General features: G+C 71.2%; 25 protein-coding genes and 1 riboswitch. Of the genes, 14 read left to right on the top strand and 11 right to left on the bottom strand.

The window, feature by feature from the left end:
* The first annotated feature begins 121 nt into the window (after positions 1-121).
* Both AB4039_RS28210 and AB4039_RS28205 read left to right on the top strand, forming a co-directional pair.
* Entirely contained in the window at positions 122-535 is a 414-nt protein-coding gene (locus AB4039_RS28210; RefSeq protein ID WP_266842211.1) for an anti-sigma regulatory factor, read from the top strand.
* Positions 536-546: 11 nt separating this feature from the next.
* On the top strand, positions 547-1,545 hold the full coding sequence (locus AB4039_RS28205) for an RNA polymerase sigma factor SigF (RefSeq protein ID WP_442272117.1): 999 nt from the start codon (positions 547-549) through the stop codon (positions 1,543-1,545).
* Between the two features lie 36 nt (positions 1,546-1,581).
* Here the strand turns inward: AB4039_RS28205 and AB4039_RS28200 are convergent, their stop codons facing one another.
* On the bottom strand, positions 1,582-2,055 hold the full coding sequence (locus AB4039_RS28200) for a hypothetical protein (RefSeq protein ID WP_442272112.1): 474 nt from the start codon (positions 2,053-2,055) through the stop codon (positions 1,582-1,584).
* Positions 2,056-2,140: 85 nt separating this feature from the next.
* On the opposite strand from AB4039_RS28200, the gene AB4039_RS28195 reads away from it, so the two are divergent.
* Positions 2,141-3,106, top strand: a complete 966-nt coding sequence (locus AB4039_RS28195; RefSeq protein ID WP_266842208.1) for a diacylglycerol kinase family protein — start codon at positions 2,141-2,143, stop codon at positions 3,104-3,106.
* A gap of 320 nt (positions 3,107-3,426) precedes the next feature.
* Positions 3,427-3,684 carry a WhiB family transcriptional regulator gene (locus AB4039_RS28190; protein WP_004937597.1) on the top strand — a complete coding sequence of 86 codons (258 nt, stop codon included), beginning with the start codon at positions 3,427-3,429 and terminating at the stop codon, positions 3,682-3,684.
* A gap of 150 nt (positions 3,685-3,834) precedes the next feature.
* Here AB4039_RS28190 and AB4039_RS28185 read toward each other — a convergent pair whose 3' ends face one another.
* Together AB4039_RS28185 and AB4039_RS28180 are read right to left on the bottom strand one after the other, a co-directional pair.
* Entirely contained in the window at positions 3,835-5,304 is a 1,470-nt protein-coding gene (locus tag AB4039_RS28185) for a sensor histidine kinase (RefSeq protein ID WP_266844024.1), read from the bottom strand.
* A gap of 462 nt (positions 5,305-5,766) precedes the next feature.
* Positions 5,767-6,360, bottom strand: a complete 594-nt coding sequence (locus tag AB4039_RS28180) for a TetR/AcrR family transcriptional regulator (RefSeq protein ID WP_266842206.1) — start codon at positions 6,358-6,360, stop codon at positions 5,767-5,769.
* 84 nt (positions 6,361-6,444) lie between these two features.
* Between AB4039_RS28180 and AB4039_RS28175 the strand changes: the two genes are divergently transcribed.
* Positions 6,445-7,203 (top strand): SDR family oxidoreductase, encoded by a 759-nt coding sequence (locus AB4039_RS28175; protein WP_266842204.1) that lies wholly within the window; start codon positions 6,445-6,447, stop codon positions 7,201-7,203.
* A gap of 140 nt (positions 7,204-7,343) precedes the next feature.
* Positions 7,344-8,129: a glucosamine-6-phosphate deaminase gene (nagB, locus tag AB4039_RS28170; protein ID WP_266842202.1), complete on the top strand. Its 786-nt coding sequence runs from the start codon at positions 7,344-7,346 to the stop codon at positions 8,127-8,129.
* Between the two features lie 124 nt (positions 8,130-8,253).
* Here nagB and AB4039_RS28165 read toward each other — a convergent pair whose 3' ends face one another.
* The 4 genes from AB4039_RS28165 to AB4039_RS28150 all read right to left on the bottom strand — a co-directional run bounded on the left by AB4039_RS28165 (position 8,254) and on the right by AB4039_RS28150 (position 13,085).
* Complete coding sequence (locus AB4039_RS28165; protein WP_266842200.1) at positions 8,254-9,744, bottom strand: glycoside hydrolase family 3 protein; 1,491 nt, start codon at positions 9,742-9,744, stop codon at positions 8,254-8,256.
* 6 nt (positions 9,745-9,750) lie between these two features.
* Positions 9,751-10,587, bottom strand: coding sequence for a carbohydrate ABC transporter permease (locus AB4039_RS28160; protein ID WP_442272116.1), 837 nt, complete (start codon positions 10,585-10,587; stop codon positions 9,751-9,753).
* Between the two features lie 59 nt (positions 10,588-10,646).
* Positions 10,647-11,669 carry a carbohydrate ABC transporter permease gene (locus tag AB4039_RS28155; protein WP_266842199.1) on the bottom strand — a complete coding sequence of 341 codons (1,023 nt, stop codon included), beginning with the start codon at positions 11,667-11,669 and terminating at the stop codon, positions 10,647-10,649.
* A 129-nt stretch (positions 11,670-11,798) separates the two neighbouring features.
* Positions 11,799-13,085: an extracellular solute-binding protein gene (locus AB4039_RS28150; RefSeq protein WP_442272111.1), complete on the bottom strand. Its 1,287-nt coding sequence runs from the start codon at positions 13,083-13,085 to the stop codon at positions 11,799-11,801.
* A 293-nt stretch (positions 13,086-13,378) separates the two neighbouring features.
* Here AB4039_RS28150 and AB4039_RS28145 point away from each other — a divergent pair, with 293 nt between their 5' ends.
* The 3 genes from AB4039_RS28145 (at position 13,379) to AB4039_RS28135 (ending at position 16,719) form a co-directional block, all read left to right on the top strand.
* Positions 13,379-14,143, top strand: coding sequence for a GntR family transcriptional regulator (locus AB4039_RS28145; RefSeq protein ID WP_123080305.1), 765 nt, complete (start codon positions 13,379-13,381; stop codon positions 14,141-14,143).
* Between the two features lie 129 nt (positions 14,144-14,272).
* Positions 14,273-16,525 (top strand): carbon starvation CstA family protein, encoded by a 2,253-nt coding sequence (locus tag AB4039_RS28140; protein ID WP_442272115.1) that lies wholly within the window; start codon positions 14,273-14,275, stop codon positions 16,523-16,525.
* Positions 16,522-16,719 carry a YbdD/YjiX family protein gene (locus tag AB4039_RS28135; protein WP_266842195.1) on the top strand — a complete coding sequence of 66 codons (198 nt, stop codon included), beginning with the start codon at positions 16,522-16,524 and terminating at the stop codon, positions 16,717-16,719. The genes AB4039_RS28140 and AB4039_RS28135 overlap by 4 nt, the downstream gene beginning before the upstream one ends.
* Before the next feature lie 55 nt (positions 16,720-16,774).
* On the opposite strand, the gene AB4039_RS28130 is transcribed toward AB4039_RS28135, so the two are convergent.
* Entirely contained in the window at positions 16,775-17,359 is a 585-nt protein-coding gene (locus tag AB4039_RS28130; RefSeq protein ID WP_442272110.1) for a Uma2 family endonuclease, read from the bottom strand.
* Between the two features lie 78 nt (positions 17,360-17,437).
* Between AB4039_RS28130 and AB4039_RS28125 the strand changes: the two genes are divergently transcribed.
* The 5 genes from AB4039_RS28125 (at position 17,438) to AB4039_RS28105 (ending at position 22,925) form a co-directional block, all read left to right on the top strand.
* Positions 17,438-17,935 carry a GNAT family N-acetyltransferase gene (locus AB4039_RS28125; protein ID WP_266842192.1) on the top strand — a complete coding sequence of 166 codons (498 nt, stop codon included), beginning with the start codon at positions 17,438-17,440 and terminating at the stop codon, positions 17,933-17,935.
* A gap of 65 nt (positions 17,936-18,000) precedes the next feature.
* Positions 18,001-18,125: riboswitch (cobalamin riboswitch) on the top strand.
* A 141-nt stretch (positions 18,126-18,266) separates the two neighbouring features.
* On the top strand, positions 18,267-20,654 hold the full coding sequence (locus tag AB4039_RS28120; protein WP_266842190.1) for a ribonucleoside-diphosphate reductase subunit alpha: 2,388 nt from the start codon (positions 18,267-18,269) through the stop codon (positions 20,652-20,654).
* On the top strand, positions 20,654-21,673 hold the full coding sequence (locus AB4039_RS28115) for a ribonucleotide-diphosphate reductase subunit beta (protein WP_266842189.1): 1,020 nt from the start codon (positions 20,654-20,656) through the stop codon (positions 21,671-21,673). Before AB4039_RS28120 ends, AB4039_RS28115 begins: the two co-directional genes overlap by 1 nt.
* A 20-nt stretch (positions 21,674-21,693) precedes the next feature.
* Entirely contained in the window at positions 21,694-22,410 is a 717-nt protein-coding gene (locus AB4039_RS28110) for a helix-turn-helix domain-containing protein (RefSeq protein WP_442272109.1), read from the top strand.
* A gap of 47 nt (positions 22,411-22,457) precedes the next feature.
* Positions 22,458-22,925: a DUF3703 domain-containing protein gene (locus AB4039_RS28105; RefSeq protein ID WP_266842185.1), complete on the top strand. Its 468-nt coding sequence runs from the start codon at positions 22,458-22,460 to the stop codon at positions 22,923-22,925.
* An 8-nt stretch (positions 22,926-22,933) separates the two neighbouring features.
* Here the strand turns inward: AB4039_RS28105 and def are convergent, their stop codons facing one another.
* The 3 genes from def to AB4039_RS28090 form a co-directional block, all read right to left on the bottom strand.
* Positions 22,934-23,569: a peptide deformylase gene (gene def, locus AB4039_RS28100; RefSeq protein ID WP_266842184.1), complete on the bottom strand. Its 636-nt coding sequence runs from the start codon at positions 23,567-23,569 to the stop codon at positions 22,934-22,936.
* A gap of 57 nt (positions 23,570-23,626) precedes the next feature.
* Positions 23,627-24,622 (bottom strand): tetratricopeptide repeat protein, encoded by a 996-nt coding sequence (locus AB4039_RS28095; protein ID WP_030225829.1) that lies wholly within the window; start codon positions 24,620-24,622, stop codon positions 23,627-23,629.
* Positions 24,623-24,726: 104 nt separating this feature from the next.
* Positions 24,727-26,004, bottom strand: coding sequence for an HD domain-containing protein (locus tag AB4039_RS28090; protein WP_266842183.1), 1,278 nt, complete (start codon positions 26,002-26,004; stop codon positions 24,727-24,729).
* Positions 26,005-26,065: the final 61 nt, after the last annotated feature.

The raw sequence follows: 26,065 nt of genomic DNA, 5'->3' as shown, positions 1-26,065 counted from the left end.
GACAGGAGCGGGGTCGGCCCTGGCGTTCCAAAACGGGCGCCATGAGGGGTGCCGCGACACGATCGCCCGGATCGCGGTAGCGTCACCGGCGAACAGAGCTCGTACCACCTTGGAGGTGAGGGTGTCCCAGATCGCAGGCGAGCCCGGGACCCAGGACTTCGTGGAAGTCCGGCTGCCGGCTGCGGGTGCCTACCTGTCGGTGCTGCGAACGGCCACGGCCGGTCTCGCGGCACGTTTGGACTTCACCCTCGACGAGATCGAGGACCTCCGCATCGCCGTGGACGAGGCCTGCGCGATCCTGCTCCAGCAGGCCGTGCCCGGCTCCGTCCTCAGCTGCGTCTTCCGGCTGATCGACGATTCGCTGGAAGTGACCGTCTCGGCGCCGACCACCGACGGGCGCGCACCGGAGCGCGACACGTTCGCGTGGACGGTCCTGTCGGCGCTGGCCGGCAAGGTCGAGGCCACGGTCGAGGAGAACCGGACAGTGAGCATCAGCCTCTACAAACAGCGCGGCGCGGGGCCAGGCCCGGTGTGAGCGGCGGGGAGATCCCGGTGCGGGGCGGGGATCGGCCCCGGGTACGGCACGAGGTCGACGGGGGCATCCCCGAACAGCAGCACGCCCGGCCGCACCCGGCTGACGCGGATGCGGAAGACGGCTTTTTGGACTCGGCGGAGCGACGGGCGGGCCCTATGAGCGAGAACCAGCACGAGGAACCACAACCATCACGGCCACCGGCGGCCGCCGCCACGGCCCCGGCCGCCCCGGGCGCGTCCCCCGCGCTGCCGGATCCGCGGGACCGCAGCGGTGCGCGGGCCCTGTTCTTCGAGCTGCGCGAGCTGCCCGAGGGATCACCGGAGCGGGCGGAGCTGCGCAACCGGCTGGTGCGGATGCACCTGCCGCTGGTGGAGCACCTGGCGCGGCGGTTCCGCAACCGCGGCGAGCCGCTGGACGACCTGACCCAGGTCGCCACCATCGGCCTGATCAAATCGGTGGACCGGTTCGACCCGGACCGGGGCGTCGAGTTCTCGACGTACGCCACGCCCACCGTGGTCGGCGAGATCAAGCGGCACTTCCGTGACAAGGGCTGGGCGGTACGGGTGCCCCGGCGCCTTCAGGAGCTGCGGCTCTCGCTGACCACGGCCACGGCGGAACTGTCCCAGCAGCACGGCCGCTCCCCCACGGTGCACGAACTGGCGGAGCGGCTGGGGATCTCCGAGGAGGAGGTGCTGGAGGGGCTGGAATCGGCCAATGCCTACAGCACGCTCTCCCTGGACGTGCCGGACACCGACGACGAGTCGCCGGCGGTCGCGGACACGCTGGGCTCGGAGGACGAGGCGCTGGAGGGCGTCGAGTACCGCGAGTCCCTCAAACCGCTGCTGGAGGGGCTTCCGCCGCGGGAGAAGCGGATCCTGCTGCTGCGGTTCTTCGGCAACATGACCCAGTCGCAGATCGCGCAGGAGGTCGGCATCTCCCAGATGCACGTCTCCCGGCTGCTGGCCCGCACCCTGGCCCAGCTCCGCGAGAAGCTCCTGGTCGAGGAGTAGCCGGGGAGCGGTCCGGGGAGCGGTGCTCGGGAAGGACTATCGGGCCTGGTCGCCGGGCCCGATTCCGAGCGCCCGGGTCGCCGTCGGGTTCACGAGGAGGACCGCGACGGCCACCGCGGCCAGGGCCAGGGCGACGGCGGCGATCCGCATCGCGCCGCCCGTGTTCCACAGGGTCCAGGCCACCGGCATCGCCATCAGCTGGGTGATCAGCGCCGGGCCGCGGCTCCAACGGCGGCCCCGGCGCAGCCCGCGCGCCGCGATCAGCGGCAGGGCGGCGAGGGCGAGCAGGGTGATCCCCCCGGTCTCGGCCTGCTGCGCGGAATCGGGGTGGCCCGCGATGCCGACGTACAGCATGTAGAGGCCGAGTCCGGCCAGGGCCAGACCCTCCAGCGCGGTGAGCGCCGCGGCGCCGGTCAGCCGGCCGGGCAGGGCCGCGGGCTCGGCCCCGGGCTCCGCTCCGGCGGCGGCGACGGGGGCGGCGGGGGTGCGGGGGGTCGGCTTTTTGCTCACCCCAGCAGGGTAGCCGCGGCCCGCGGGGCGCTGACGAGTACGGTCGGTAGGGGTCGCATATGACGGGGTGGGTAGTCTGGCGCTCATGCGTGCACTTCTCGTGGCCAACCCAGCAGCGACGACCACCAGTGCGCGCACGCGCGACGTCCTGACCCATGCGCTCGCCAGCGAGATGAAGCTGGAGGCGGTGACCACCGAGTACCGGGGGCACGCCCGCGACCTGGGCCGCAAGGCCGCGCACGAGGGGGTGGACCTCGTGGTGGCGCTGGGCGGCGACGGCACCGTGAACGAGGTCGTCAACGGACTGCTGCACGAGGGCCCCGATCCCGAGCGGCTGCCGCGGCTGGCGGTGGTCCCCGGCGGTTCGACGAACGTCTTCGCCCGCGCGCTCGGGCTGCCCAACGATTCGGTGGAGGCGACCGGCGCCCTGCTGGACGCGCTGCGGGAGCGGCGCGAGCGGACGGTGGGACTGGGGCTGGCCGCCGGCACCCCCGGGACCGAGGACGAGTCGGTCCCGGCGCGCTGGTTCACGTTCTGTGCGGGCTTCGGCTTCGACGCGGGCGTGGTGGGGCGGGTCGAGCAGCAGCGCGAACGCGGCAAGCGTTCGACGCACGCCCTGTACGTGCGACAGCTCATGCGCCAGTTCTGGGAGGAGCCGAACCGCCGGCGCGGGACGATCACTCTGGAGCAGCCCGGCGTGGATCCGGTGACGGATCTGGTGCTGTCGATAGTCTGCAACACCTCGCCCTGGACGTATCTGGGCAATCGTCCGCTTTACGCCTCTCCGGAGGCCTCGTTCGATACTGCGCTTGACGTACTGGCCCTCGACCGTTTGTCAACTCCGGCCGTCGCCCGCTACGCCACGCAGCTCCTGACCTCGACTCCTGAGCGCGGTCCGCACGGCAAGCATGCGGTGTCTCTGCACGATCTGACCGACTTCACCTTGCATTCGAAGGTTCCCCTCCCGTTCCAGATGGACGGGGACCACCTCGGGCTGCGCACCAGCGTTCGGTTCACAGGCGTACGCCGTGCACTGCGTGTGATTGTGTGAGTGGAAGAGCCAAAAGTCCTTCCACTCGAACGTTTACACGCCGGTCCACCCCCAGGAACTAGGGCTGTGACCTAGTAGACACCGACGAATCCAAAAAAACTTTCCGGAAGGGGTTGTATCCCCGTCCGAGGTTTGCGAATCTCTACATGGCGATCGGGACAGCCCGCACAACCCGGCACCCACACAGAGCGCCAGAACCCCTCCACGAATCTTCGGACCCCACCAGTCACCTGGGGGTCGGCCCTTCCCTCACGGGGGGATTCGTGAAAGCGTTCACATTCACAAGCAACCTGCCCGCAATACAAGGAGATGGAGCAGCCATGGACTGGCGTCACAACGCCGTTTGCCGCGAGGAAGACCCCGAGCTCTTCTTCCCCATCGGCAACACCGGTCCTGCGCTGCTGCAGATCGAGGAAGCCAAGGCCGTCTGCCGCCGTTGCCCCGTCATGGAGCAGTGCCTGCAGTGGGCGCTCGAGTCCGGTCAGGACTCCGGCGTCTGGGGTGGCCTCAGCGAGGACGAGCGCCGCGCCATGAAGCGCCGCGCCGCTCGCAACCGGGCGCGCAACGCCACCGCCTGACATTCGTCTTTTCGAGCCTCGACGCGCAGCGCGTAGTACCAGACAAGCGCTCAGCAACGTGCTCTTGAGCCCCGGACCGGGAACCATTCGGTCCGGGGCTCAGTGCTGTGCCCGTCACGTTGCGTGACGGGGTCCGGCTCCCGCGGCGGGCTACTTCTGCGGGCTCGCCGGCACGTCGAGGACGACCTTGGTGCCGCGCGGCTCGGCCCGGAGCATGTCGAAGGTGCCGCCGAGCTCCCCCTCCACGAGGGTCCGTACGATCTGCAGCCCGAGGTTGCCGGCCCGCTGCGGGTCGAAGCCCTCGGGCAGACCGCAGCCGTCGTCGAGCACCGTGATCAGCAGCCGGGCGTCGGCGCGGCCGGTCCCGGAGCGGGTCGCGGACACCTCGACCGTGCCGCCCTCCCCCTGGGTGAAGGCGTGCTCCAGGGCGTTCTGGAGGATCTCGGTCAGCACCATCGACAGCGGAGTGGCGACCTCCGCGTCCAGGATCCCGAAGCGGCCGATGCGCCGGCAGCGCACCTTTCCGGGCGAGATCTCGGCGACCATCGCGATCACGCGGTCGGCGATCTCGTCGAACTCGACGCGCTCGTCGAGGTTCTGAGACAGGGTCTCGTGCACGATCGCGATCGAACCGACGCGGCGCACCGCCTCGTTCAGCGCCTCGCGGCCGTTCTCCGAATCCATCCGGCGGGCCTGGAGGCGCAAGAGCGCAGCCACGGTCTGGAGGTTGTTCTTCACCCGGTGGTGGATCTCCCGGATGGTGGCGTCCTTGGTGATCAGTTCGCGTTCGCGACGGCGCAGTTCGGTGACGTCGCGGCAGAGCACGAGGGAGCCGATCCGGGTCCCCTTGGGCTTGAGCGGGATGGCGCGCAGCTGGATGACCCCGCCGTTGCCCTCGACTTCGGTCTCCCGGGGAGCCCAGCCGCTGGCCAGTTTGACGATGGCTTCGTCCACCGGCCCCCGGGTGGGGGCGAGTTCGGCGGTGGTGGTGCCCAGGTGCTGGCCGACCAGGTCGGAGGCGAGGCCCAGACGGTGGTAGGCGGAGAGCGCGTTGGGGGACGCGTACGTCACCACGCCCTCGGCGTCGAGCCGCATCAGGCCGTCCCCGGCGCGCGGGGAGGCGTCCATGTCGACCTGCTGCCCGGGGAAGGGGAAGGAGCCCGCGGCGATCATCTGCGCGAGGTCGGAGGCGGACTGGAGGTAGGTGAGCTCCAGCCGGCTGGGTGTACGCACAGTGAGCAGGTTCGTGTTCCGCGCGATCACGCCGAGGACCCGGCCCTCGCGGCGGACGGGGATCGACTCGACGCGGACCGGCACCTCCTCGCGCCACTCGGGGTCGCCCTCGCGCACGATGCGGCCCTCGTCGAGGGCGGCGTCGAGCAGCGGACGGCGGCCGCGCGGCACCAGGTGGCCGACCATGTCGTCCTGGTAGGAGGTGGGGCCGGTGTTCGGGCGCATCTGCGCGACCGAGACGTAGCGGGAGCCGTCGAGGGTGGGCACCCAGAGCACGAGGTCGGCGAAGGAGAGGTCGGAGAGCAGCTGCCACTCCGAGACCAGCAGGTGGAGCCACTCCAGGTCGGTTTCACTGAGAGCGGTGTGCTGGCGTACGAGGTCGTTCATGGAGGGCACGTGGCGAGCGTACCCCGGGTACGAGGATGACTTTCCACACGGCGAATACTCAGGAGTATCCAGGAGGGGCCCACTCCGCGTACTGTTGGATGAAGTGACGGGATTGCAGACCCCGCCATTGGATGGACAGAACAGATTGGTCTAGTCCACAATTGTGCCAAGTTTCCGCCCTCCCCGCACAGGAGGACGGATCGAGGTAACCGCGCGCTCTGCCCTGACCGCGCAGGCACCTCCCACCGGCCGTCGGGAACCGCACACCCGGTCGGCCGTAAGTACTCCGGGCTACGGTGCCGGGCGGGCTGAGGGTCCCGTCCTGCACCGTGGCCCAGAGGAAAGCAACGCTGCGGAAAGCCGGTGCGACGGAAAGTGAGCGCGCCGAAGGGGCGCGGCACGATCCAATTCGCCGCCCTGGAATTCCCCCGCCGATAGGCCGCGGAAATCCAGGCGGGTCCCCTACGCCGGCCAGGCGCCCAGCGCCAGCTCCGCCACCGCTTCCAGCTCTTCCCGGCCCGCCCCGTCGCGCGACTGCTGCGACATCCCCTGAAGCACGGCCCCCGCGTAGCGGGCCAGCGCCCGCGCGTCCGTTCCGGCGGGCAGCTCGCCGGTGGCGATGTCGGCCCGGATGCGGCTCTCGAACAGCTCCAGGTTGGCGTTGCGCCGCTCGCGCAGGGCGTCGGCCACCTCCTGCGAGGTGGTGTTGACCGCGGCGCTGATCACCATGCAGCCCGGCGGGTGGGCCGGGTCGGTGTAGATCTCGGCGGCCTCGCGCAGGATCCGGCCGATGGCGGCGCGAGCGGTGGGCTCCTCCGCGAGGGCGACGGCCGCGAAGTCCCCGTACCGGCCGCCGTAGACCACCACGACCTCGTCGAAGAGCTTGCGCTTGTCGCCGAAGGCGGCGTAGAGGCTGGGTGCGCCGATGCCCAGGGTCCTGGTCAGGTCGGCGATGGACGTCGCCTCGTAGCCGTTCTCCCAGAAGGCGAGCATGGCCTTGTCGAGGGCGGCGTCCCGGTCGAAGGAGCGGGGCCTGCCACGTTGTCCGGTCACCATGCGGCACATTCTATAGCGGCCGTTAGGCATCTGGTACGGTCCCTTCTGTAGCGACCACTAGCGAATGCTGAAGGGGGGCGCGTCATGGGCGTGCTCAAGGGAAAGACGGCACTGGTCACGGGCGGTAGCAGGGGGATCGGACGGGCGGTGGCCGAGCGCCTCGCCCGCGACGGCGCCCTGGTCGCGGTCCACTACGGGCACGACGAGGGGGCCGCCGAGGAGACCGTCGGGGCGATCACGGCGGCCGGTGGGCGCGCCTTCGCCATCGGGGCGGAGCTCGGGGTGGCGGGGGACGCGCAGGCGCTCTGGGCGGCGTACGGGGCCCATCCGCAGGCCACGGAGCGGGTGGACGTCCTGGTGAACAACGCCGGGGCGGCGACCTTCGCCGGCATCGAGGAGACGGACGAGGAGACCTTCCGGCGGATCCAGGCGCTCAACGCCCAGGCGCCCTTCTTCGTGATCAAGCACGGGCTGGAGCGGCTGACCGACGGGGGCCGGATCGTCAACGTGACCGGCACCCCTGCCATCGCGCTGCCGGCGATCCTGGCCACGATCATGGCCAAGGGCGCGGTGAACGCGCTGACCGTGTCGCTGGCCGCCGCGCTCGCCCCGCGGGGGATCACCGTGAACTCGGTGGGTCCGGGCATCACCGAGACCGACCTCAACGCCGCCTGGCTCGCCGACCCGCAGGCCCGCGCGCACGCCTCCTCCCGGTCGGTCTTCGGCCGGGTGGGCACGCCGCAGGAGGTCGCCGACGTGGTGGCCTTCCTGGCCTCGCCGGACTCCCGCTGGGTCACGGGCCAGCACCTGGACGCCACGGGCGGTCTCCAGCTGGCGCTGTAGGACCCCGGCGCGCGGCCGGGCGGGGGCCGGGGATCGGGAACACGATGGAAGGGGCACGAGCCCGCCCATCGGCGGGCACGCTCTGCTAGATTGGTCTATACCACAAGTGTCCGCACTCCTCTCAGATCGGCAGGCCCCGCGTGGAAGTTGTCATCGTCCCGGACGCCAAGGCAGGCGGCGAGCTCATCGCGGAGGCCATGGCCGCCCTGGTCCGCCGCAAGCCCGACGCCCTGCTCGGCGTGGCGACCGGCTCTACCCCGCTGCCCGTCTACGAAGCCCTCGCCGCCAAGGTCAAGGCCGGCGAGGTCGACGCCTCCGGGGCCCGGATCTGTCAGCTCGACGAGTACGTCGGCCTGCCGGCCGGGCACCCGGAGTCCTACCGCGCCGTCGTGCTCCGCGAGGTCGTGGAGCCGCTCGGGCTGACCGAGGCGTCCTTCATGGGCCCCGACGGCTCCGCCGCCGACGTCCAGGCCGCCTGCGCGGCCTACGACCAGGCCCTCGCGGACGCCGGCGGGGTGGACCTCCAGCTGCTGGGCATCGGCACGGACGGCCACATCGGCTTCAACGAGCCGTGCTCCTCCCTGGCCTCCCGCACCCGGATCAAGACGCTGACGGAGCAGACCCGCGTGGACAACGCGCGCTTCTTCGAGGACGACATAGACCAGGTGCCCCACCACGTCATCACCCAGGGCATCGGCACCATCCTCGACGCCCGCCACCTGGTCCTGCTGGCCACCGGCGAGGGCAAGGCCGACGCCGTCGCGCAGACCGTCGAGGGCCCGCTGTCCGCGCTGGTCCCGGCCTCCGCGCTGCAGCTGCACCGGCACGCCACCGTCGTCGTGGACGAGGCGGCCGCCTCGAAGCTGAAGCTGGCCGACTACTTCCGCCACACCTTCGCCAACAAGCCCTCCTGGCAGGGCCTGTAGGAGCACCGGCGCCACGCGGAAAGGGCCGGGCCCCCCTCCTCGGGGGCCCGGCCCTTCGCGCGCGCCCGGACGCGGCGGCGCCGGACACCCCCGTGACGGGTGCCCGGCGCCGCGTCCGACGGCGTCAGTCCCGCCGCGTGCCCGCGATGACCTCGGCGGCGGCCCGCCCGCAGACCCGGGAGGCGCCGTGCGTGGCGACGTACAGGGCCCCGCGCGGCTCGGCGAGCGGTACGCCCATCTCCACGACCACCGTGTCCGGCCGGGCCGCGACCAGGGCGTCCAGCACCTCGGTCATCCAGGGGTGGCGGTGCGCGTCGCGCACCACGGCGACGACCGTACGGGACCCCGCCGCGGCCAGTACGTCCCCGGCGGCGCTGCCCTCGGGGTAGACGCCCGACCCGGTGCCCGGGACCAGCTCGGCCAGCTCCGCGGCCACCCCCCACGGGGTCTCGTCGCCGACCGCGATGTTCGCGACGGGAGCGAGCGTGGCCACGTAGGGGGCGGACACGGTGGCCGGGGTGCCCGAGACGACCACCGCGCGGCGGGCCGCCGTCAGGCCGATGCCGGACGCGCGGCTCCCCTCCGGTCGCGCGTCCGGCCGGGCCCGGCGGGTCCATTCGGCGAGGGCGCGCACCCGGGCGGCCGCGTCGGCCAGCCGCTCCTCCGCCAGCGTGCCCTCGCGTACGGCGGCCACGAGGGCGTCCCGCAGGCTCAGGACGGTCGCCTCGTCGGCCAGTCCCCCGCCGACGCAGATCGCGTCGGCGCCGGCGGCGATGGCCAGGACCGAGCCGCGCTCGATGCCGTACGTCCCGGCGATGGCGTTCATCTCCATGCCGTCGGTGACGATGAGGCCCTCGTAGCCGAGCTCCTTGCGCAGCAGACCGGTCAGGATCTGCGGGCTGAGCGTGGCCGGACGGGTCGGGTCGAGGGCGGGCACCAGGATGTGCGCGCTCATCACGGCCTTGGTGCCGGCCTCGATGGCCGCCTTGAACGGGACCAGCTCGCGGACCTGCAGGGTGTCCAGGTCCACGTCGATGCGGGGCATGGCGTGGTGGGAGTCGACGTTGGTGTCGCCATGGCCCGGGAAGTGCTTGGTGCAGGCGGCGACCCCGGCGTCCTGGAGGCCCTCGACGTAGGCGGCGGTGTGCCGGGCCACCAGAGCGGTGCCGTCGCCGAAGGAGCGGACCCCGATGACCGGGTTGTCGGGGTTGGAGTTGACGTCCGCGGACGGCGCCCAGTTGAGGTTGACCCCGCACTCGGCGAGGCGCCGGCCCAGTTCCCGGGCCACCTCGCGGGTCAGGGCGGTGTCGTCGACGGCGCCGAGCGCGAGGTTGCCGGGGAAGGACGAGCCGCCCCGGACCTCCAGGCGGGTGACGTCCCCGCCCTCCTCGTCGATGGCGACGAGGACGTCGTCCCGTTCGGCGCGCAGTTGCGCGGTCAGGGCCGCGAGCTGCTCCGCGGAGGCGATGTTGCGGCCGAAGAGACCCACGGCGGTGAGGCCTTCGCCGACCCGGCGCAGCACCCAGGCGGGGGCGGTGGTGCCCTCGAAGCCGGGCTGGAGGACGGCGAGGGCGTCGCGGGTGAGGGTGTCCGCCCGGTGCGCAAGGACAGTCATGGGCCGTTATCCCTTCACGGCGCCGGCGGTCATGCCGCCGACGGCCTTGCGCTGGAGGAAGATGAAGATGAGCAGGACCGGGACGGCGAACAGCGAGGACGCGGCCATGGTGGCGCCCCAGTCGTTGCCGAAGGCGGTTTTGAACTGGGTCAGCCACAGCGGCAGGGTCTGCGCGGTCTTGTCCTTGTTCAGGATCAGGACCATGGCGAACTCGTTCCAGGCGGTGATGAAGCCGAAGAGCGAGGTGGACATCAGACCGGGCGCCAGCAGCGGGAAGATCACCTTGCGGAAGGCCTGGCCGCGGGTGCAGCCGTCGATCTGGGCGGCTTCCTCCAGGCTCACCGGGACGGCGGCGATGAAGCCGCGCAGGGTCCAGATGGTGAAGGGGAGGACCATCACGAAGTAGATCGCGGTGAGCATCGGGAGGCTGTTCAGCATCTCGGCGTCACGGAGGATCATGTACATCGCGATGACCATGACCTCCCAGGGGGCCATCTGCGCCATCATCACGGCCAGGACCATGCCCTTGCGGCCGCGGAACTTCATGCGGGCGATCGCGAAGCTCGCGGCGAGGGCGACGAGCAGGGCCAGCAGGACCGCGCTGACGGTGACGACGAGACTGTTCGTCACGTACGTCCAGAAGTTGTCGACCCCGGTGGCCTTCTCGAAGTTCTCCGTCGTCGGGGTGAAGACGAACACCGGGTCCTTGGTGAGGATCTCGCTCGACGGCTTCAGTGCCGAGGAGAACATCCAGTAGACCGGGAAGAGGAAGAGCAGGGCCAACAGCAGGGCGCCGAGGTTCTTGGCGACGGTCGCGGGGCGCAGCGGGCCGCGGGTGCGCAGCCGCTGGGCGGGCCGTGCGGACGGGGTGGTCTGGGCCGGCTTCGGGGCGGTGGTGGTGCTCACTGCTCCTCCTCCTGCTTCAGGATCAGGCGGAAGTAGAAGGACATGATGACGATCAGGATCAGGATCGTCAGGACGGAGATCGCGGCGGCGAGACCGTAGTGGGACTGGCTCTGGCCCTCGACGAAGGCGAAGACCGGGAGGATCTCGGACGCGCGGTCGGGGCCGCCCTTGTTCATCGCGTAGACCTGGGTGAAGGCCTTGAAGACCCAGATCACCTCAAGGAAGGTGGTGATCAGGAAGAAGGGCTTGAGCTGCGGGAAGACGACCTTCCAGAAGGTCTGCCGGCCGTTGGCGCCGTCCATGCGGGCGGCCTCGTACAGTTCGGCGCCGACGGTGGTCAGCGCGGCGTACATGTTGAGGGCGACGAAGGGGATGGAGCCCCAGACCACGAGGACGGTGACGATCGTCAGGGTGGACAGGCCGGTCTCGAACCAGTTGTGCTGCTCGTAGCCGGAGAAGCCGGCGGTGCGCATCACCCAGTTCATCACGCCGAACTGCTCGTCGAACAGCCAGTAGAAGACCTGGACGGAGGCGACGATCGGCATGGCCCAGGCCATCACCAGGGCCATCGACAGGACCAGGCGCATCTTCTTGCCGAGCTTGTTCAGCAGGAGGCCCATGAGGCTGCCGATCGCCATGATCAGGACGACGTTGGCGAGGGTGAAGCCGAAGCTGCGCAGGACGACGGTCCAGAAGTTCGAGTCGCCGAGCAGCTGGGTGTAGTTGTCGAAGCCCGCGGAGGGGTACTTGCGCTGGATGAACTCGATCTTGTTGATGTCCTGGAAGGACAGGATCACGTTCTTGATCAGCGGGTACACGAGCAGGACCGCGAGGCTGAGCACCGCCGGTGCGATCAGCAGGTACGGCAGCCACCCCGTGGGGAGCTGCTTTCTGCCCCCGCGAGGAGACGGTTGGCTGGGGCCGGCCGGGGCGGCGGTTGCCTTCGGCGGCAGGCCGGCGGACTTCAGTGGTGCGTCCTGTGGAGCGCTGGTCGCCGCTCCCTGGGAGTGCACGGTCATGTCGGGGCTTCCTCGCGGTTGACTGTGGAGTCAAATGCGCGACCGGGGGCGCGGCAGGCGCTGCGGGGCGCCTGCCGCACCCCCCGGTGCGATCACACTGCTGGGTGCTGCGGGTGCTGTGGGGTGGGACTACTTGTTGATGCGGTTCGCGATTTCCTTGTCCGCGTCCGCGCCCGCCTTGGCGGCGTCCTCACCCTTCAGGACCTTGGTCATGAACTCCTTGATGGGGTTCGGCTCGGTCTCGACGTTCGCCCAGCCGGCCGTGACCGGGGTGATCTTGCCGGAGAGGGCGGCCTTGGCCATGGACTCCGCGAAGGAGCCGGGGGCGGCGGCGAAGTTCGCGGCGGCCTGGTTCGGGAGCAGGGCGCCCTCGGTGGCGGCGGCGTACTTGGTCATCTGCTCCTTGCCGGCGGCGAGGGCGAGCCACTCCTTGGCGAGCTCCTTGTTCTTGGAGCGTTCGGCCACGGCGAGGTTCGAGCCGCCGAGGAAGACGGAGCCCGGCTTGTCGGCGGTCTTGCCCGGGATCGGGAAGTAGCCGAAGTCGCCTTCCTTGCCGGCGTCCTTCAGGGCCTTCAGCGCGCCCTGGGCCTCCCAGCCGAGACCGATCCAGGACGAGACGCCGCCCTTGGGGACGATGTCGGTGGACTGCTGCGGGGTGGCCTCGTCCTTGTCCTTGGGGGCGGTGGAGTAGGACTGGAGCTTCTTGTAGAAGTCCATCGCGGAGGCGGCCTGCGGGGTGCTCAGCTGGCCCTTCCACTTGCCGCCGTCCTTGACGGCGAGGTCGCCGCCCTCGTCCCAGACGAAGCCGGCGAGGATGTACCAGCTCTGGCCGGGCAGGTAGATCGGCTGCGCGGCCGGGTCGGAGGCCTTCAGCTTCTCCAGACCGGCGACCCACTCGTCACGGGTCTTGGGGGCGGTGATGCCGGCCTTCTCGTAGGCCTTCTTGTCGTAGATGACGACGCGGTTGGCGGCGTACCAGGGAGCGGCGTAGAGCTTGCCGTCGACCTCGGCGGAGGACAGCATGCCCTTCGACCAGGCGTCGGCGCCGAGCTTGGACTTGTCGCCGGACAGGTCGGCGAGGCCGCCGGTGACCGCGTAGCCGACGGTCTGGGTGTTGCCGAGCTCAAGGACGTCCGGCGGGGTGTTCTCGGAGAGGGCGGTGGTGACCTTCTCCTGGATGCCGGTCCACTTCTGCTCTTCGACCTTCACCGTCACACCGGGGTGCTTGGCCGAGAACTGCTTGTTGACCTCTTCGAGCCAGGCCTTCGGTGCGGAGCCGTCCATCACCCAGACGGTGATCTCCTTGGCGCCACCCGACGAGTCGGCCTTCGGCTTGTCGTCGCCGCTGTTGCCGCACGCCGCGACACCGACCATCATGCCCACGACACCGACCGCCGCAATGAGCTTGCGCTTCACGCCACCCTCCTCAGGGATGCTGCCTGCAACTTCCCTCGCCCGCCGCGGTGACGTACGTACCAAGTACTGCCCGTGGGGCCGGGATCCGATCCATATTGGTTTAGACCAGCAACCGGAGCTTGGCCTAGACCTTTAGGGGTGTCAAGGGTCTAATGAGCGGGTGATCGGTCCGTTACCGGACCGACACCTGGGGGAGGGAGGAGGCCTGTCCTCGCTCCCGTGTCACCATGTGACCGCACATATCGGAGGAGCCGGTGACGGCAGTGAAACTGGAGTCGGGAAGGCGGGCGGCGATGGCCACCGAAGGGGCGACCACGGAGCCGGAAGGCGGGGCAGCCACTCGCACGGCGCGTGTGCCCAAGTACTACCGACTCAAGCGGCACTTGCTCGACATGACCGAGACCCTGCCGCCCGGCACCCCCGTGCCGCCGGAGCGCACGCTCGCGGCCGAGTTCGACACCTCCCGGACCACCGTCCGCCAGGCCCTGCAGGAGCTCGTGGTCGAGGGGCGGCTGGAGCGCATCCAGGGCAAGGGCACCTTCGTGGCGAAGCCCAAGGTCTCGCAGCCGCTCCAACTCTCCTCGTACACGGAGGACATGCGGGCACAGGGGCTGGAGCCGACCTCCCAGCTCCTGGACATCGGCTACGTGACCGCGGACGACACCCTCGCCGGACTCCTCAAGATCGCCACCGGCGGCCGGGTCCTGCGCATCGAGCGGCTGCGCCTGGCGAGCGGCGAGCCGATGGCCATCGAGACCACGCACCTTTCGGCCAAGCGTTTTCCCGCGCTGCGCCGTTCGCTGGCCAAGTACACCTCCCTCTACACCGCGCTCGCCGAGGTGTACGACGTACGGCTCGCGGAGGCCGAGGAGACCATCGAGACCTCGCTGGCCACCCCGCGCGAGGCCGGACTGCTCGGCACCGACGTCGGCCTGCCGATGCTGATGCTCTCCCGCCATTCGCTGGACGCCGACGGCGAACCGGTCGAATGGGTGCGATCGGTGTACCGCGGCGACCGTTACAAGTTCGTGGCCCGCCTTCAGCGACCCGCCGTGTAAAAGGAGGTTGACTCCTGTTCGGCCTCCGGTGGAACCTCGTACCGCTATACGGACGGGGACTTACGTCCACCGGTCGGGTCCCCGTAGATTCCCTGCGCTCGGCAGATGATCAACGAGGGGACGAGGATCATGGCGGAACCGGAAGCAACACAGACGGATCGGGCTCCGAATCCGAGGGGCGCGGCGAGCCCCGGCGACGGGCCGGGCTCGCCTTCTCCGACGGGAAGGCTCTCCCCCCGGTCCGTGGCGACATGGCTGGGCGTGGCCCTCGTGGGGGCCGTCGGCTGGGGGGTGCTGGCGCTCTCCCGGGGTGAGGAGATCTCTGCCGCCTGGCTGCTCGCCGCCGCACTGGGCTCGTACGCCATCGCCTACCGCTTCTACGCGCGGTTCCTCGCGAACCGCGTGCTGAAGGTGGACAAGACCCGGGCCACTCCGGCCGAACGCCTCGACAACGGTGTCGACTTCCACCCGACCGACCGGCGCGTGCTCTTCGGCCACCACTTCGCCGCCGTCGCCGGCGCGGGCCCGCTGGTCGGCCCGGTCCTCGCCGCGCAGATGGGCTACCTGCCCGGCACGATCTGGATCGTCGCGGGCGTCATCTTCGCCGGCGGCGTGCAGGACATGGTGACGCTGTTCTTCTCCACGCGGCGCGACGGCCGCTCGCTCGGCCAGATGGCCCGGGACGAGATCGGCCCGGTCGGCGGAGCCGCCGCCCTCCTCGCCGTGTTCGCCATCATGATCATCCTGCTGGCCGTGCTCGCGCTCGTCATCGTCAACGCCCTGGCGCATTCGCCGTGGGGCGTCTTCTCCATCGGAATGACCATCCCGATCGCCCTCTTCATGGGCGTCTACCTGCGCGTCCTGCGGCCGGGCCGGGTCACCGAGGTCTCCGTCATCGGCGTGGCGCTGCTGCTCCTCGCCATCGTGGCGGGCGGCTGGGTCGCCGAGTCCTCCTGGGCGGAGTTCTTCACCCTGGAGAAGGAGACCCTGGTCATCTGGATGATCGCCTACGGCTTCATCGCCTCGGTGCTGCCCGTGTGGCTGCTGCTCGCACCCCGCGACTACCTGTCCACCTTCATGAAGGTGGGCACGATCGCGCTGATGGCGGTCGGCGTGGTCGTCGCGGTGCCGACGCTGAAGATGCCCGCGGTCACCGACTTCGCCACGCGCGGCGACGGCCCGGTCTTCGCCGGCTCGATGTTCCCCTTCGTCTTCATCACCATCGCCTGCGGGGCGCTGTCCGGCTTCCACTCGCTGGTCGCCTCCGGCACCACCCCGAAGATGATCCAGAAGGAGACCCAGGTCCGGGTCATCGGTTACGGCGCGATGCTCACCGAGTCCTTCGTCGCGATCATGGCCGTGATCGCCGCGTGCATCATCGAGCCCGGCCTGTTCTTCGCGGTCAACTCCCCCGCCGGGGTCATCGGCACCACCGTCCAGACCGCCTCCGAGGCCGTCACCCACTTCGGCTTCGCCATCACCCCGGACGCTCTCGCGCAGGCCGCGAAGGACGTGGAGGAGGCGAGCCTGCTGTCCCGTACGGGTGGTGCGCCGACCTTCGCACTCGGGATGTCGGAGATCTTCTCCTCCGTCATCGGCGGATCCGGCATGAAGGCGTTCTGGTACCACTTCGCCATCATGTTCGAGGCCCTCTTCATCCTGACCACGGTCGACGCGGGAACCCGCGTCGGGCGGTTCATGCTCCAGGACACCCTCGGCAACGTGCACAAGTCCTTCAAGGACGTCAGCTGGAAGCCGGGCGTCTGGCTGGCCAGCGCGATCGTGGTCGGCGGCTGGGGCTACTTCCTGTGGGTCGGCGTGAAGGACCCGCTGGGCGGCATCAACCAGCTCTTCCCGCTGTTCGGGATCGCGAACCAGCTGCTGGCCGCGGTGGCCCTGGCCGTCTGCACCACGCTGCTGGTGAAGTCGGGGCGGCTCAAGTGGGCCTGGGTCACCGGTGTTCCGCTCGCCTGGGACGTGGCCGTCACCCTCACCGCGAGCTACCAGAAGATCTTCTCCGACGACGTGAAGGTCGGCTTCTTCGCCCAGCGCGACAAGTACCAGACCGGCATCGACGCGGGGAAGGTGCTGCCGCCCGCCAAGAGCATGGACGACATGCACACCGTGGTCACCAACGCCACGGTCGACGGCGTCCTGTCGGTGCTGTTCGCCGTCCTGATCCTGATCGTGCTGGCGGACGCGGCCCGGACCTGCCTCAAGGCCGTCGCCGACCCGGACTCCGTGCGGCTCTCCGAGGTGCCGTGGACCGAGTCGAAGATCGTCGCCCCGGCCGGCCTGCTGGCCTCCGCCGAGGAGAAGGCCGAGCTCGCGGCGGCCGGCCTCGACGGGGGCGGCGGCCGGGTCAAGGAGCCCGTGGCATGAGCGGGGTCCGCGCGGCGCTGGCCAAGGCGCGGTTCTACGTCCGGGAGTTCTCCGGCGAGGCCGCGTACGACCGCTACGTCGCCCACGCCCGCTCCCACGACCCGGACGCCGAGGTCATGACCCGGCGCGCCTTCGAGCGGGCCCGTACGGACGCCCGCGAGGCGGACCCCCGCGAGGGCTTCCGCTGCTGCTGAACCCGTGCCGCGCGCACGAAGGGCCCCGCCGGTCCGGCGGGGCCCTTCGGCGCACTCAGCGCACCCAGTCCTTGAGGGCTTCGGTCGGGAAGGTGAAGCCGACGGGATCGGGCAGTTCCACGTCCTTGCCGAAGGGGACGGTGCGCACCGTCTCGTACAGCTGGCCGTCGGGGTCGCTGTGGACCTGCACCCGGCGGTTGTCCCGGTCGACGAGGAGGTACACGGGGATGCCCGTCGCCGCGTACGCGCGCGGCTTGTCCCTGCGGTCGCCCTCGTCGGTGCCGGAGTCGTACGACGTGACCTCGACGACCATCAGGACGGGAGCCGGGTCGGCCCACTCCCCCTGCCCCTCGAATGCGCCGTCCGGGGCGAGGGACGCGTCCGGGCGGGCCCGGCCCGAACGGTACTGCTCGACCTTCAGGCCGCGTTCCACATGGAGCCAGACCTCCGGCCGGTGCTGCATGCAGATGCGGGACAGCCACACGACGATCCGGTCGTGGTCCCCGTCAGGCACCGCCTTGACCCCCAGCTTTCCGTCGATGAACTCCAGTCGCAGCAGCTCCACCTCTTTGGCGGCTATGCGCGCGAGGGTCTCGAACTCCTCGGTCAGCATCTGGGGACGGTCAGCCATGACGGTCATGCCTCGCTCGCCTTCCTCGACGGTGCTGGTTCCGACGATAGCGCCGGGCACCGTCACGCATGGCGCACACTCGACGGCATGGACATCGAGATCAGGACGGCGCGGGCCGCCGAGTACGACCGGCTGGGCGAGATCACCGGGCAGGCCTACACCGGGGACGGGCTGCTCGATGCGAACGGGGCCGACCACTACCTGAACGTCCTGCGGGACGTCGCCGGCCGGGCCGGGGACGGGGAGGTGATCGTCGCCGCGCGGGACCACGAGGTCCTCGGAGGAGTGACGTTCGCCGCACCGGGGAGCCCCCTCGCCGACGTAGCGGGCCCCGGCGAGGCCGAGTTCCGGATGCTGGCCGTGGCCGCCGAGGCGCGCGGGGCGGGGGTCGGGGAGGCCCTGGTGCGGGCCTGCGTCGACCGGGCGCGGGCCCTGGACGGGGTGTCGGCGCTGGTGCTGTCCACCCAGCCCGCCATGGTCGGCGCCCAGCGGATCTACGCCCGCCTGGGATTCGTACGCACTCCGGAGCGGGACTGGGCGCCGATCCCCGCGCTGACCCTGCTCACGTACCGGCTGGAGCTGTAACACCACGCTCAGCAAGGGGCCGACACAACATGTGGGGGGTCACGCATCGGGCCGCCCCCACATGTATGCTCATCCTCGCTGTCGCCGCAGGGGAATCCGGTGTGAATCCGGAACTGTCCCGCAACGGTATGACGTGCACCCATTGGTGCATTCCGCAAGTCCGAGGACCTGCCGGCAGCGCGCCCGGATCGACCGAACCGGGTAGAGACACGTCCGGGCCTCGCGGTTGGGCCGGTGGACGCCATGCGGCACGTCGCGCCTTTCCGTGCGCCCGCATGCGCCCGCCCGCGCCCCCGCCGATGACCGGGCCGAGCGAGGGAGAGCTCCCGCCGTGACCATCGCGCCTTCCGCACCGCGCGCCGAGTCCACTTCTGGCGACACCACCGAAGGCCCGGGGGCCGCGCTGCTGCGTACTCTCACCGAGCTGACCGTCGACCTCCCCGACACCGACCCGGGCCGGGTCGCCGCCGCCGCCCTGCGCGGCCGCAGCGCCGTCGCGGACGAGGCCGAGCTGCGGGGGCTGGCCACCGAGGCCGCCGCGGGCCTGATCTCCGAGGACCCGGCGTACTCCCGCCTCGCCGCCCGCCTGCTGACGCTGGCCGTGGCCGAGGAGGCCGCGGGCCAGGGTTCGGCGTCCTTCGCCGAGTCCGTCGCCGTCGGCCACCGCGAGGGCCTGATCGCGGACCGCACCGCCGAGTTCGTCGCCCTCCACGCGGCCCGCCTGAACTCCCTGGTCGAGCACGCGCTCGCCGAGGGCGCGGACGACCGCTTCGGCTTCTTCGGCCTGCGCACCCTGCACAGCCGCTACCTGCTGCGCCACCCGATCACCCGTCAGGTGATCGAGACCCCGCAGTACTTCATGCTGCGCGTGGCCTGCGGCCTCGCCGAGAACGACACCGTCCAGGCCGTCGAGGAAGTCGCCTCCCTCTACCGGCTGATGAGCCGCCTGGACTACCTGCCGTCCTCCCCCACGCTCTTCAACTCCGGCACCCGCCACCCGCAGATGTCCTCCTGCTACCTGCTGGACTCCCCGCTGGACGAGCTGGACTCGATCTACGACCGCTACCACCAGGTCGCCCGCCTCTCCAAGCACGCCGGCGGCATCGGCCTCTCGTACTCGCGCATCCGGGCCCGCGGCTCCCTGATCCGCGGCACCAACGGCCACTCCAACGGCATCGTGCCGTTCCTGAAGACCCTCGACGCCTCCGTCGCCGCCGTGAACCAGGGCGGCCGCCGCAAGGGCGCCGCCGCCGTCTACCTGGAGACCTGGCACGCGGACATCGAGGAGTTCCTGGAGCTCCGCGACAACACCGGTGAGGACCAGCGCCGCACCCACAACCTGAACCTGGCCCACTGGGTGCCGGACGAGTTCATGCGCCGCGTGAACGCCGACGCCGACTGGTCGCTGTTCTCCCCGGCCGACGTCCCCGAACTGGTGGACCTGTGGGGCGACGAGTTCGACGCCGCCTACCACAAGGCCGAGGCCTCGGGCCTGGCCCGCAAGACCATGCCCGCCCGCGACCTGTACGGCCGGATGATGCGCACCCTCGCGCAGACCGGCCAGGGCTGGATGACCTTCAAGGACGCCTCCAACCGCACGGCGAACCAGACCGCCGAGCCGGGCACCGTCGTCCACTCCTCCAACCTCTGCACCGAGATCATCGAGGTCACCAACGACGGCGAGACCGCCGTCTGCAACCTCGGCTCGGTCAACATGGGCGCCTTCGTCGTGGACGGCGAGATCGACTGGGAGCGCCTGGACGAGACCGTCCGCACGGCCGTGACCTTCCTCGACCGCGTGGTGGACATCAACTTCTACCCGACCGAGCAGGCGGGCCGCTCCAACTCCCGCTGGCGGCCGGTGGGTCTGGGCGCGATGGGCCTGCAGGACGTCTTCTTCAAGCTGAAGCTGCCGTTCGACTCGGCCGAGGCGAAGGCCCTGTCCACCAAGCTCTCCGAGCGCATCATGCTGGCCGCCTACGAGGCCTCCTGCGACCTCGCCGAGCGCAGCGGCCCCCTCCCGGCCTGGGAGCAGACCCGCACCGCCCGCGGCGTGCTGCACCCCGACCACTTCGACGTCGAGCTGAACTGGCCGGAGCGCTGGGACGCCCTGCGCGCCCGCATCGCGAAGAGCGGCATGCGCAACTCCCTGCTGCTGGCCATCGCCCCGACGGCGACCATCGCCTCCATTGCGGGCGTGTACGAGTGCATCGAGCCGCAGGTCTCCAACCTCTTCAAGCGCGAGACCCTGTCGGGCGAGTTCCTCCAGGTCAACGGCTACCTGGTGGAGGAGCTCAAGCAGCTCGGCGTGTGGGACGCGCAGACCCGCGAGGCGCTGCGCGAGTCCAGCGGCTCCGTGCAGGGCTTCGGCTGGATCCCGGCCGAGGTGCGCGAGCTGTACCGCACGGCGTGGGAGATCCCGCAGCGCGGCCTGATCGACATGGCGGCCGCCCGTACCCCGTTCCTGGACCAGGCGCAGTCGCTGAACCTGTTCCTGGAGACGCCCACCATCGGCAAGCTCAGCTCGATGTACGCGTACGCCTGGAAGCAGGGTCTGAAGACCACGTACTACCTGCGGTCCCGCCCGGCGACGAAGATCGCCCGCGCCGCCTCCGGCAGCGCCGTCCCCGCGACCGCCACCCCCCTCCCGCAGGCCGTCGACGCCGAGGCGCTGGCCTGCTCCCTGGAAAACCCCGAGTCCTGCGAGGCCTGCCAGTAATGAGCACCACCGACAAGAAGAAGAACCTGCTCGACCCGGGCTTCGAACTGACCCTGCGCCCCATGCGCTACCCGGACTTCTACGAGCGCTACCGGGACGCGATCAAGAACACGTGGACGGTCGAGGAAGTCGACCTGCACTCGGACGTCGCCGACCTCTCGAAGCTGACGCCGGCCGAGCAGCACATGATCGGCCGTCTGGTCGCGTTCTTCGCGACCGGTGACTCGATCGTCTCGAACAACCTGGTGCTGACGCTCTACAAGCACATCAACTCCCCGGAGGCGCGCCTGTACCTGTCGCGCCAGCTGTTCGAGGAGGCCGTGCACGTCCAGTTCTACCTGACGCTGCTGGACACCTACCTGCCCGACCCGGACGACCGCGCGGCCGCCTTCGACGCCGTCGAGGAGATCCCGTCGATCCGCGAGAAGGCGCAGTTCTGCTTCAAGTGGATCAACGAGGTCGAGAAGCTGGAGCGGCTGGAGACGCAGGCCGACCGCCGTCGCTTCCTGCTGAACCTCATCTGCTTCGCCGCGTGCATCGAGGGCCTGTTCTTCTACGGCGCCTTCGCGTACGTGTACTGGTTCCGCTCCCGCGGCCTGCTGCACGGTCTGGCCACCGGCACCAACTGGGTGTTCCGCGACGAGACCATGCACATGAACTTCGCCTTCGAGGTCGTGGACACGGTCCGCAAGGAGGAGCCGGAGCTCTTCGACGACGCGCTCCAGCAGCAGGTCACGGACATGCTCAAGGAGGCCGTGGAGGCCGAGCTCCAGTTCGGCCGCGACCTGTGCGGTGACGGCCTGCCGGGCATGAACACCGAGTCGATGCGCGAGTACCTGGAGTGCGTCGCGGACCAGCGCCTGGTCCGCCTGGGCTTCCCGGCGGTGTACGGCTCGCAGAACCCGTTCTCGTTCATGGAGCTCCAGGGCGTCCAGGAGCTGACGAACTTCTTCGAGCGCCGCCCGTCGGCCTACCAGGTCGCGGTCGAGGGCACGGTCGACCTGGACGAGGACTTCTAGCTCCGGCTACGGTCCCGCCCATGGGAAGTTCCACCTGGGCGGGGAGCGCCCGGCTCCGGCCCGGCGGGCTGGTCTACGGCGGCGCCGTCGGGCCGGCCACCGTGCACGCGCACCATTCCGTCCAGGTCATCGCGACGCTGGACGGGGACCGGGACGGGCTGCTGCTCGAAGGCCCGGCGGGCGAGACCATCGTCTGCCGGGCCTTCGTCGTGCCCGCCGGGGTGCGGCACGCGGTGCTGCGCGGGGCGGAGCGCGCCGTGCTGCTGCACTACGACCCCGCGTCGGCCGCGGGGCGGCGGCTGGCGGAGCGGGCCGGGGTCCGGGAGGGGTTGCTGCCGCCGGGGCTGCCCACCGATCCCTTCGAGGCGGCGTGCGCGCTGGACTCCGTACTCCTGGAGAGCCGGCTGCCCGCCGCGGCCCGGCATCCCGGGCTGGCCCGGGTACTGGCGTGGCTGCCGGGGCGGGGTCCGGTGCGGCTGGCGGAAGCGGCCGCGGTGGCCGGGCTCTCCGAGAGCCGGCTGTCGCACCTGTTCCAGGCGGAGCTGGGACTGCCGTTCCGGCCGTACGTGCGGTGGCTGCGGCTGATGGGGGCGGCCGAACTGGTCTCGCGGGGGCGGACGCTGACGGAGGCCGCGCACGGGGCGGGCTTCAGCGACAGCGCACACTTCAGCCGGGTGTGCCGCCGGATGTTCGGGATCGCGCCCTCGGAATTCACCCGCCGGATCCGCTGGCGGTAGCAGGTCCGTTCAAGCCGTCCGCGCGGACCGGGGGCAGGGTGGGGACCATGAGATCCAAGCCCATGTCACCCGCCGTACGCGATGCCTTCGAGGCCGAGCTGGCCCGCGCGCGCACCGCCTCCCCCGACACCGCCGCCATGTGGACCGCCCTGGAGCGGGCGCACATCATCTCGCAGGCCTGGCCCTGGCCGCACACCCGGGCGCACTGGCACATGTTCCGGCTCGCCGTGCGCTGCCGGGACAGGGGCGAGGCCGTGGGGCAGGTGGTGCGGCTGCTGGTCGCGGGGGTCGGGTCGACGACCGGGCGCGTGCCGCACGGCAACACGGGGCGCACGCGGGCGGGCCTGTTCACGCCGATGCCGGTCCCGGCCGACATCCGGGCCCTGCTGGACGGCGCTCCGCTGGACGCCCGGCAGCCGGGCCCGGTCGATCCGCCGGCTGCCGCCCCGCGCCACCCCGAACGCCTTGCGGCCGGCGATCAGGGGGCCGCGGGCGGCGTGAGACGGATCGGCTGACCGGCGGATCAGTCGTTGGCGACGACCGGGTAGCGCGGGGTGCCCTCTTCCATCTGCCGCAGGGCGTCCTTGCGCTCGCGCTTGGAGAGCCGGTCGATGTACAGGTACCCGTACAGGTGGTCCGTCTCGTGCTGGAGGCAGCGCGCGAAGTAGCCGGTGCCGCGGATCTTGATCGGGTTGCCCTGGGCGTCCTGGCCGGTCACCTCGGCGTAGTCCGGGCGGGCCAGGGGCGCGTACGCGGTCGGGACCGAGAGGCAGCCCTCGTTGGAGTCGTCCAGCACGCGGCCGGCGGCCGGCAGTTCCACCAGCTTCGGGTTGACCACGTAACCGGTGTGCCGCTTGCCGTCGTCGTCCGGGCAGTCGTAGACGAAGACCTTGGCGTCCACGCCGACCTGATTCGCGGCCAGGCCCACGCCCTCGGCGGTCTTCTGGCTGGCGAACATGTCGTCGATCAGCTGCGCCAGCTCCTCGCCGAACTCGGTGACGTCCTTGCACTCCCGGTGGAGCACCGGGTTGCCGACCACCGTGATGGGAAGGGAGGTGCCGCGCTCGCGGTGGGCGACCTCGCGCGCCTCACAGTCCTCGGTGTCCACGACGTAGCCCTCGTCGTCGACCGGAATCACCTGGTTCTCCTGCTGCGCCATGTCCGCCGTACGCCTTCCGTAAGTCACCGATGTGCCGGTACAGCCTACGGCCCGGGTTCAGCAGACTTCTTCGAGATCCCGCCATTCCCGGCTGTCGGGGCTGTCCGCGACCCATCCGTCGAGCAGTCCGCGCACCAGGCCGGCCGGCGCCGCGATGCCGCATTCGCGCTCGGGCACCCACAGGGAGCCGGAACCGGCCGTGCGGTGGCCGAGCGGGCCCGGATGGCCCGGTTCGCTGTGGTCGTGGGGGTCCAGGTGGTCCCCCTCGCCCTCGCCGCTGGGCATCGCGCTCTCCGAGCAGGTCCGGCACAGCAGCCGGACGGACGAGGACCAGTCCTCGGCGGCGAAGCCGGCGTCGGAGGCCAGCTGCTCCAGGGCGTCGCGGTCGGCCTCGGTGGCCGCCTCCAGCAGCACCACCCAGGTCGGCACCGGGGAGGGGGCCCACAGCTCGATCTCGTCGAAGACCGGGTACGAGGGGCCGGCCGCGGTGATCCGCTCGCCGTGCGGGACGCCGTCGTGCAGGACGACCTCGCCCCAGCGCCGTCCCGAGGAGGGAAGCGGAATGGACAGGACCTCCATCCGGGCCGGATCGAGCCTGCGGCCCCACACGACCTCGGCCTCGCCCTCGGGCGACAGCCGTACCGCCGCGCTGCCGAGCTCCATGCCGACCGGCTCGCCCGTCCCGGCGGTGCTGTGCGGGTCGCCGGGCACCCTCAGCCCGTACGCCTGCCAGGCCCGGCGGGCCAGCGGCCAGTCCTGGAGGGCGGTCGCGGCGATCCCCACGTTCCACCAGTCCGGGGCGCCGGTCTCGCGGTCCAGCAGGGCCACGGCGCGCAGCCCGGCGGCCCGCGCCTGCTCCCAGTCGTGCCGGAACTTGTGGAGCAGGGCCAGGTTGAACCAGGACTCGGACAGCCAGGGCTCCAGATCCGCCGCCCTGGTCAGCAGCGCGCCCGCGTCCTCGTACCGACCGTCGCCGATCAGCGTGAACGCGCGGTCGGTGGCCTGCCGCCACGAGGCGGAGGGCCGATGCCGTACCTTCCCGAAGATCCTCACGATTCCCGCCTGCCGGTCCAACGGTGCAGCCTTGCGGACACCCTCACGGACACTCCTACTGCATCCAACCATGCCCGCTCGGACGGCCGCTCATTACCCATGGGTTACCCCGGTGGGACGGGGACGACTCCGCCCCGCCCGCCCCTGGCCAGAACCCTCGCCAAGGACTCCACGACCTCCGGCTCGTAATCGTGCCCGGTGCCCAGCCGGAGCTGCTCCAGGGCTGCCAGTGAGCCGCCCGGGTGACGGTTCCCGCCCACCAGGTCGTCGTACGCGTTCACCGCGCGCACGATCCGGGCGGCGACGGGCTGGTGCCGGTACGGGTCCGCCTGCCGCTCCACGATCACCGCGACCTCGGGCGGCACCCCGGTCTGGCGGGCCACCTCGCCGCCCAGCCCGGCGATCCGGCGGGCCTCGTCGGCGGGCAGGGCCGCGGTGGCGCCGGAGGGGACCGGGTCGACCAGCGAGAGCTGCCCGATGTCGTGCATCAGGGCGGCGTACTCCAGCACCGTGAGCTCCCGCTCGGAGAGCCCCAGCTCGCGGCCGACGGCGCAGCTGAGGGCCGCGACCCGGCGGGAGTGCCCCGGTGGGGTGTAGCCGGCGATCTCGGTGGCCCGCGCCAGGGAGGTGATGGTCTGGCGGTAGGTGGTGCGGATCGCGGTGATCCGGTGGAAGGACATCTGGGTCAGCAGCAGCGGCACGCTGAAGACGGGCAGGGCCCACAGGCCCGCCACGGCCACGCCGAGGGCCATGACGACCCCGGTGGCACAGATCGCGGCGCCGATGCCGACCCGGGCGCGCAGCTCGTCGCGCAGCAGCGGCCCGTAGGGCCATCCGGTGCGGGACCGGGCCGACGCGGCGGCGAGGACGGCGTCGCACAGGGCGGTCAGGCCGAGCAGGAGCAGCAGGAACAGGACCGTGTACGGGCCCTGCCCGAGCCACTGCCCCAGCCGCCCGGAGTGGTGCAGGGGCTGGAAGCAGGCGGCGGCGAAGGCCACGGTCAGGACCCGGCGGGCCACGTGGTCCAGGGCCGGCCCGCGGCCCCGGGCGACGTGCGGCACCACCCCGGCCAGGGCTGCCGCGACGACGACGGCGACGGTCTGCAGGACCCCGTGCTGGGTGGGGTGCCCGGCGTTCTGGCCGAGCAGGGCGTACGCGAGGGCGGCGGCGAAGCCGAGCGGCGCGGGCCGGCGGTCCTCACCGGGGACGTGCCCGGCGGGGTCACGGTGGTCGCCCCGGGCCATTTCCCCGATGGTGATGAGGATGCCGAAGGCCAGGGCGACGCCCGGGTCGGCGACTCCGGTCCACAGGGTGTGGCCGAGTCCCGCCAGGGTGAGCAGGGCGGCGGCCGCCCGCACGCCCCACGCGGAGCGGGCCCTCACCGGGCACCCGGCGCGGGCCGCTCCGGCGCCGGCTCGCCCTCGGCGCGCGGGCGGTCGGCCG

The sequence above is a fragment of the Streptomyces sp. M-16 genome, assembly GCF_052114405.1.
Taxonomy (GTDB): domain Bacteria; phylum Actinomycetota; class Actinomycetes; order Streptomycetales; family Streptomycetaceae; genus Streptomyces.
This window is presented reverse-complemented; position numbering and strand designations above follow the sequence as displayed.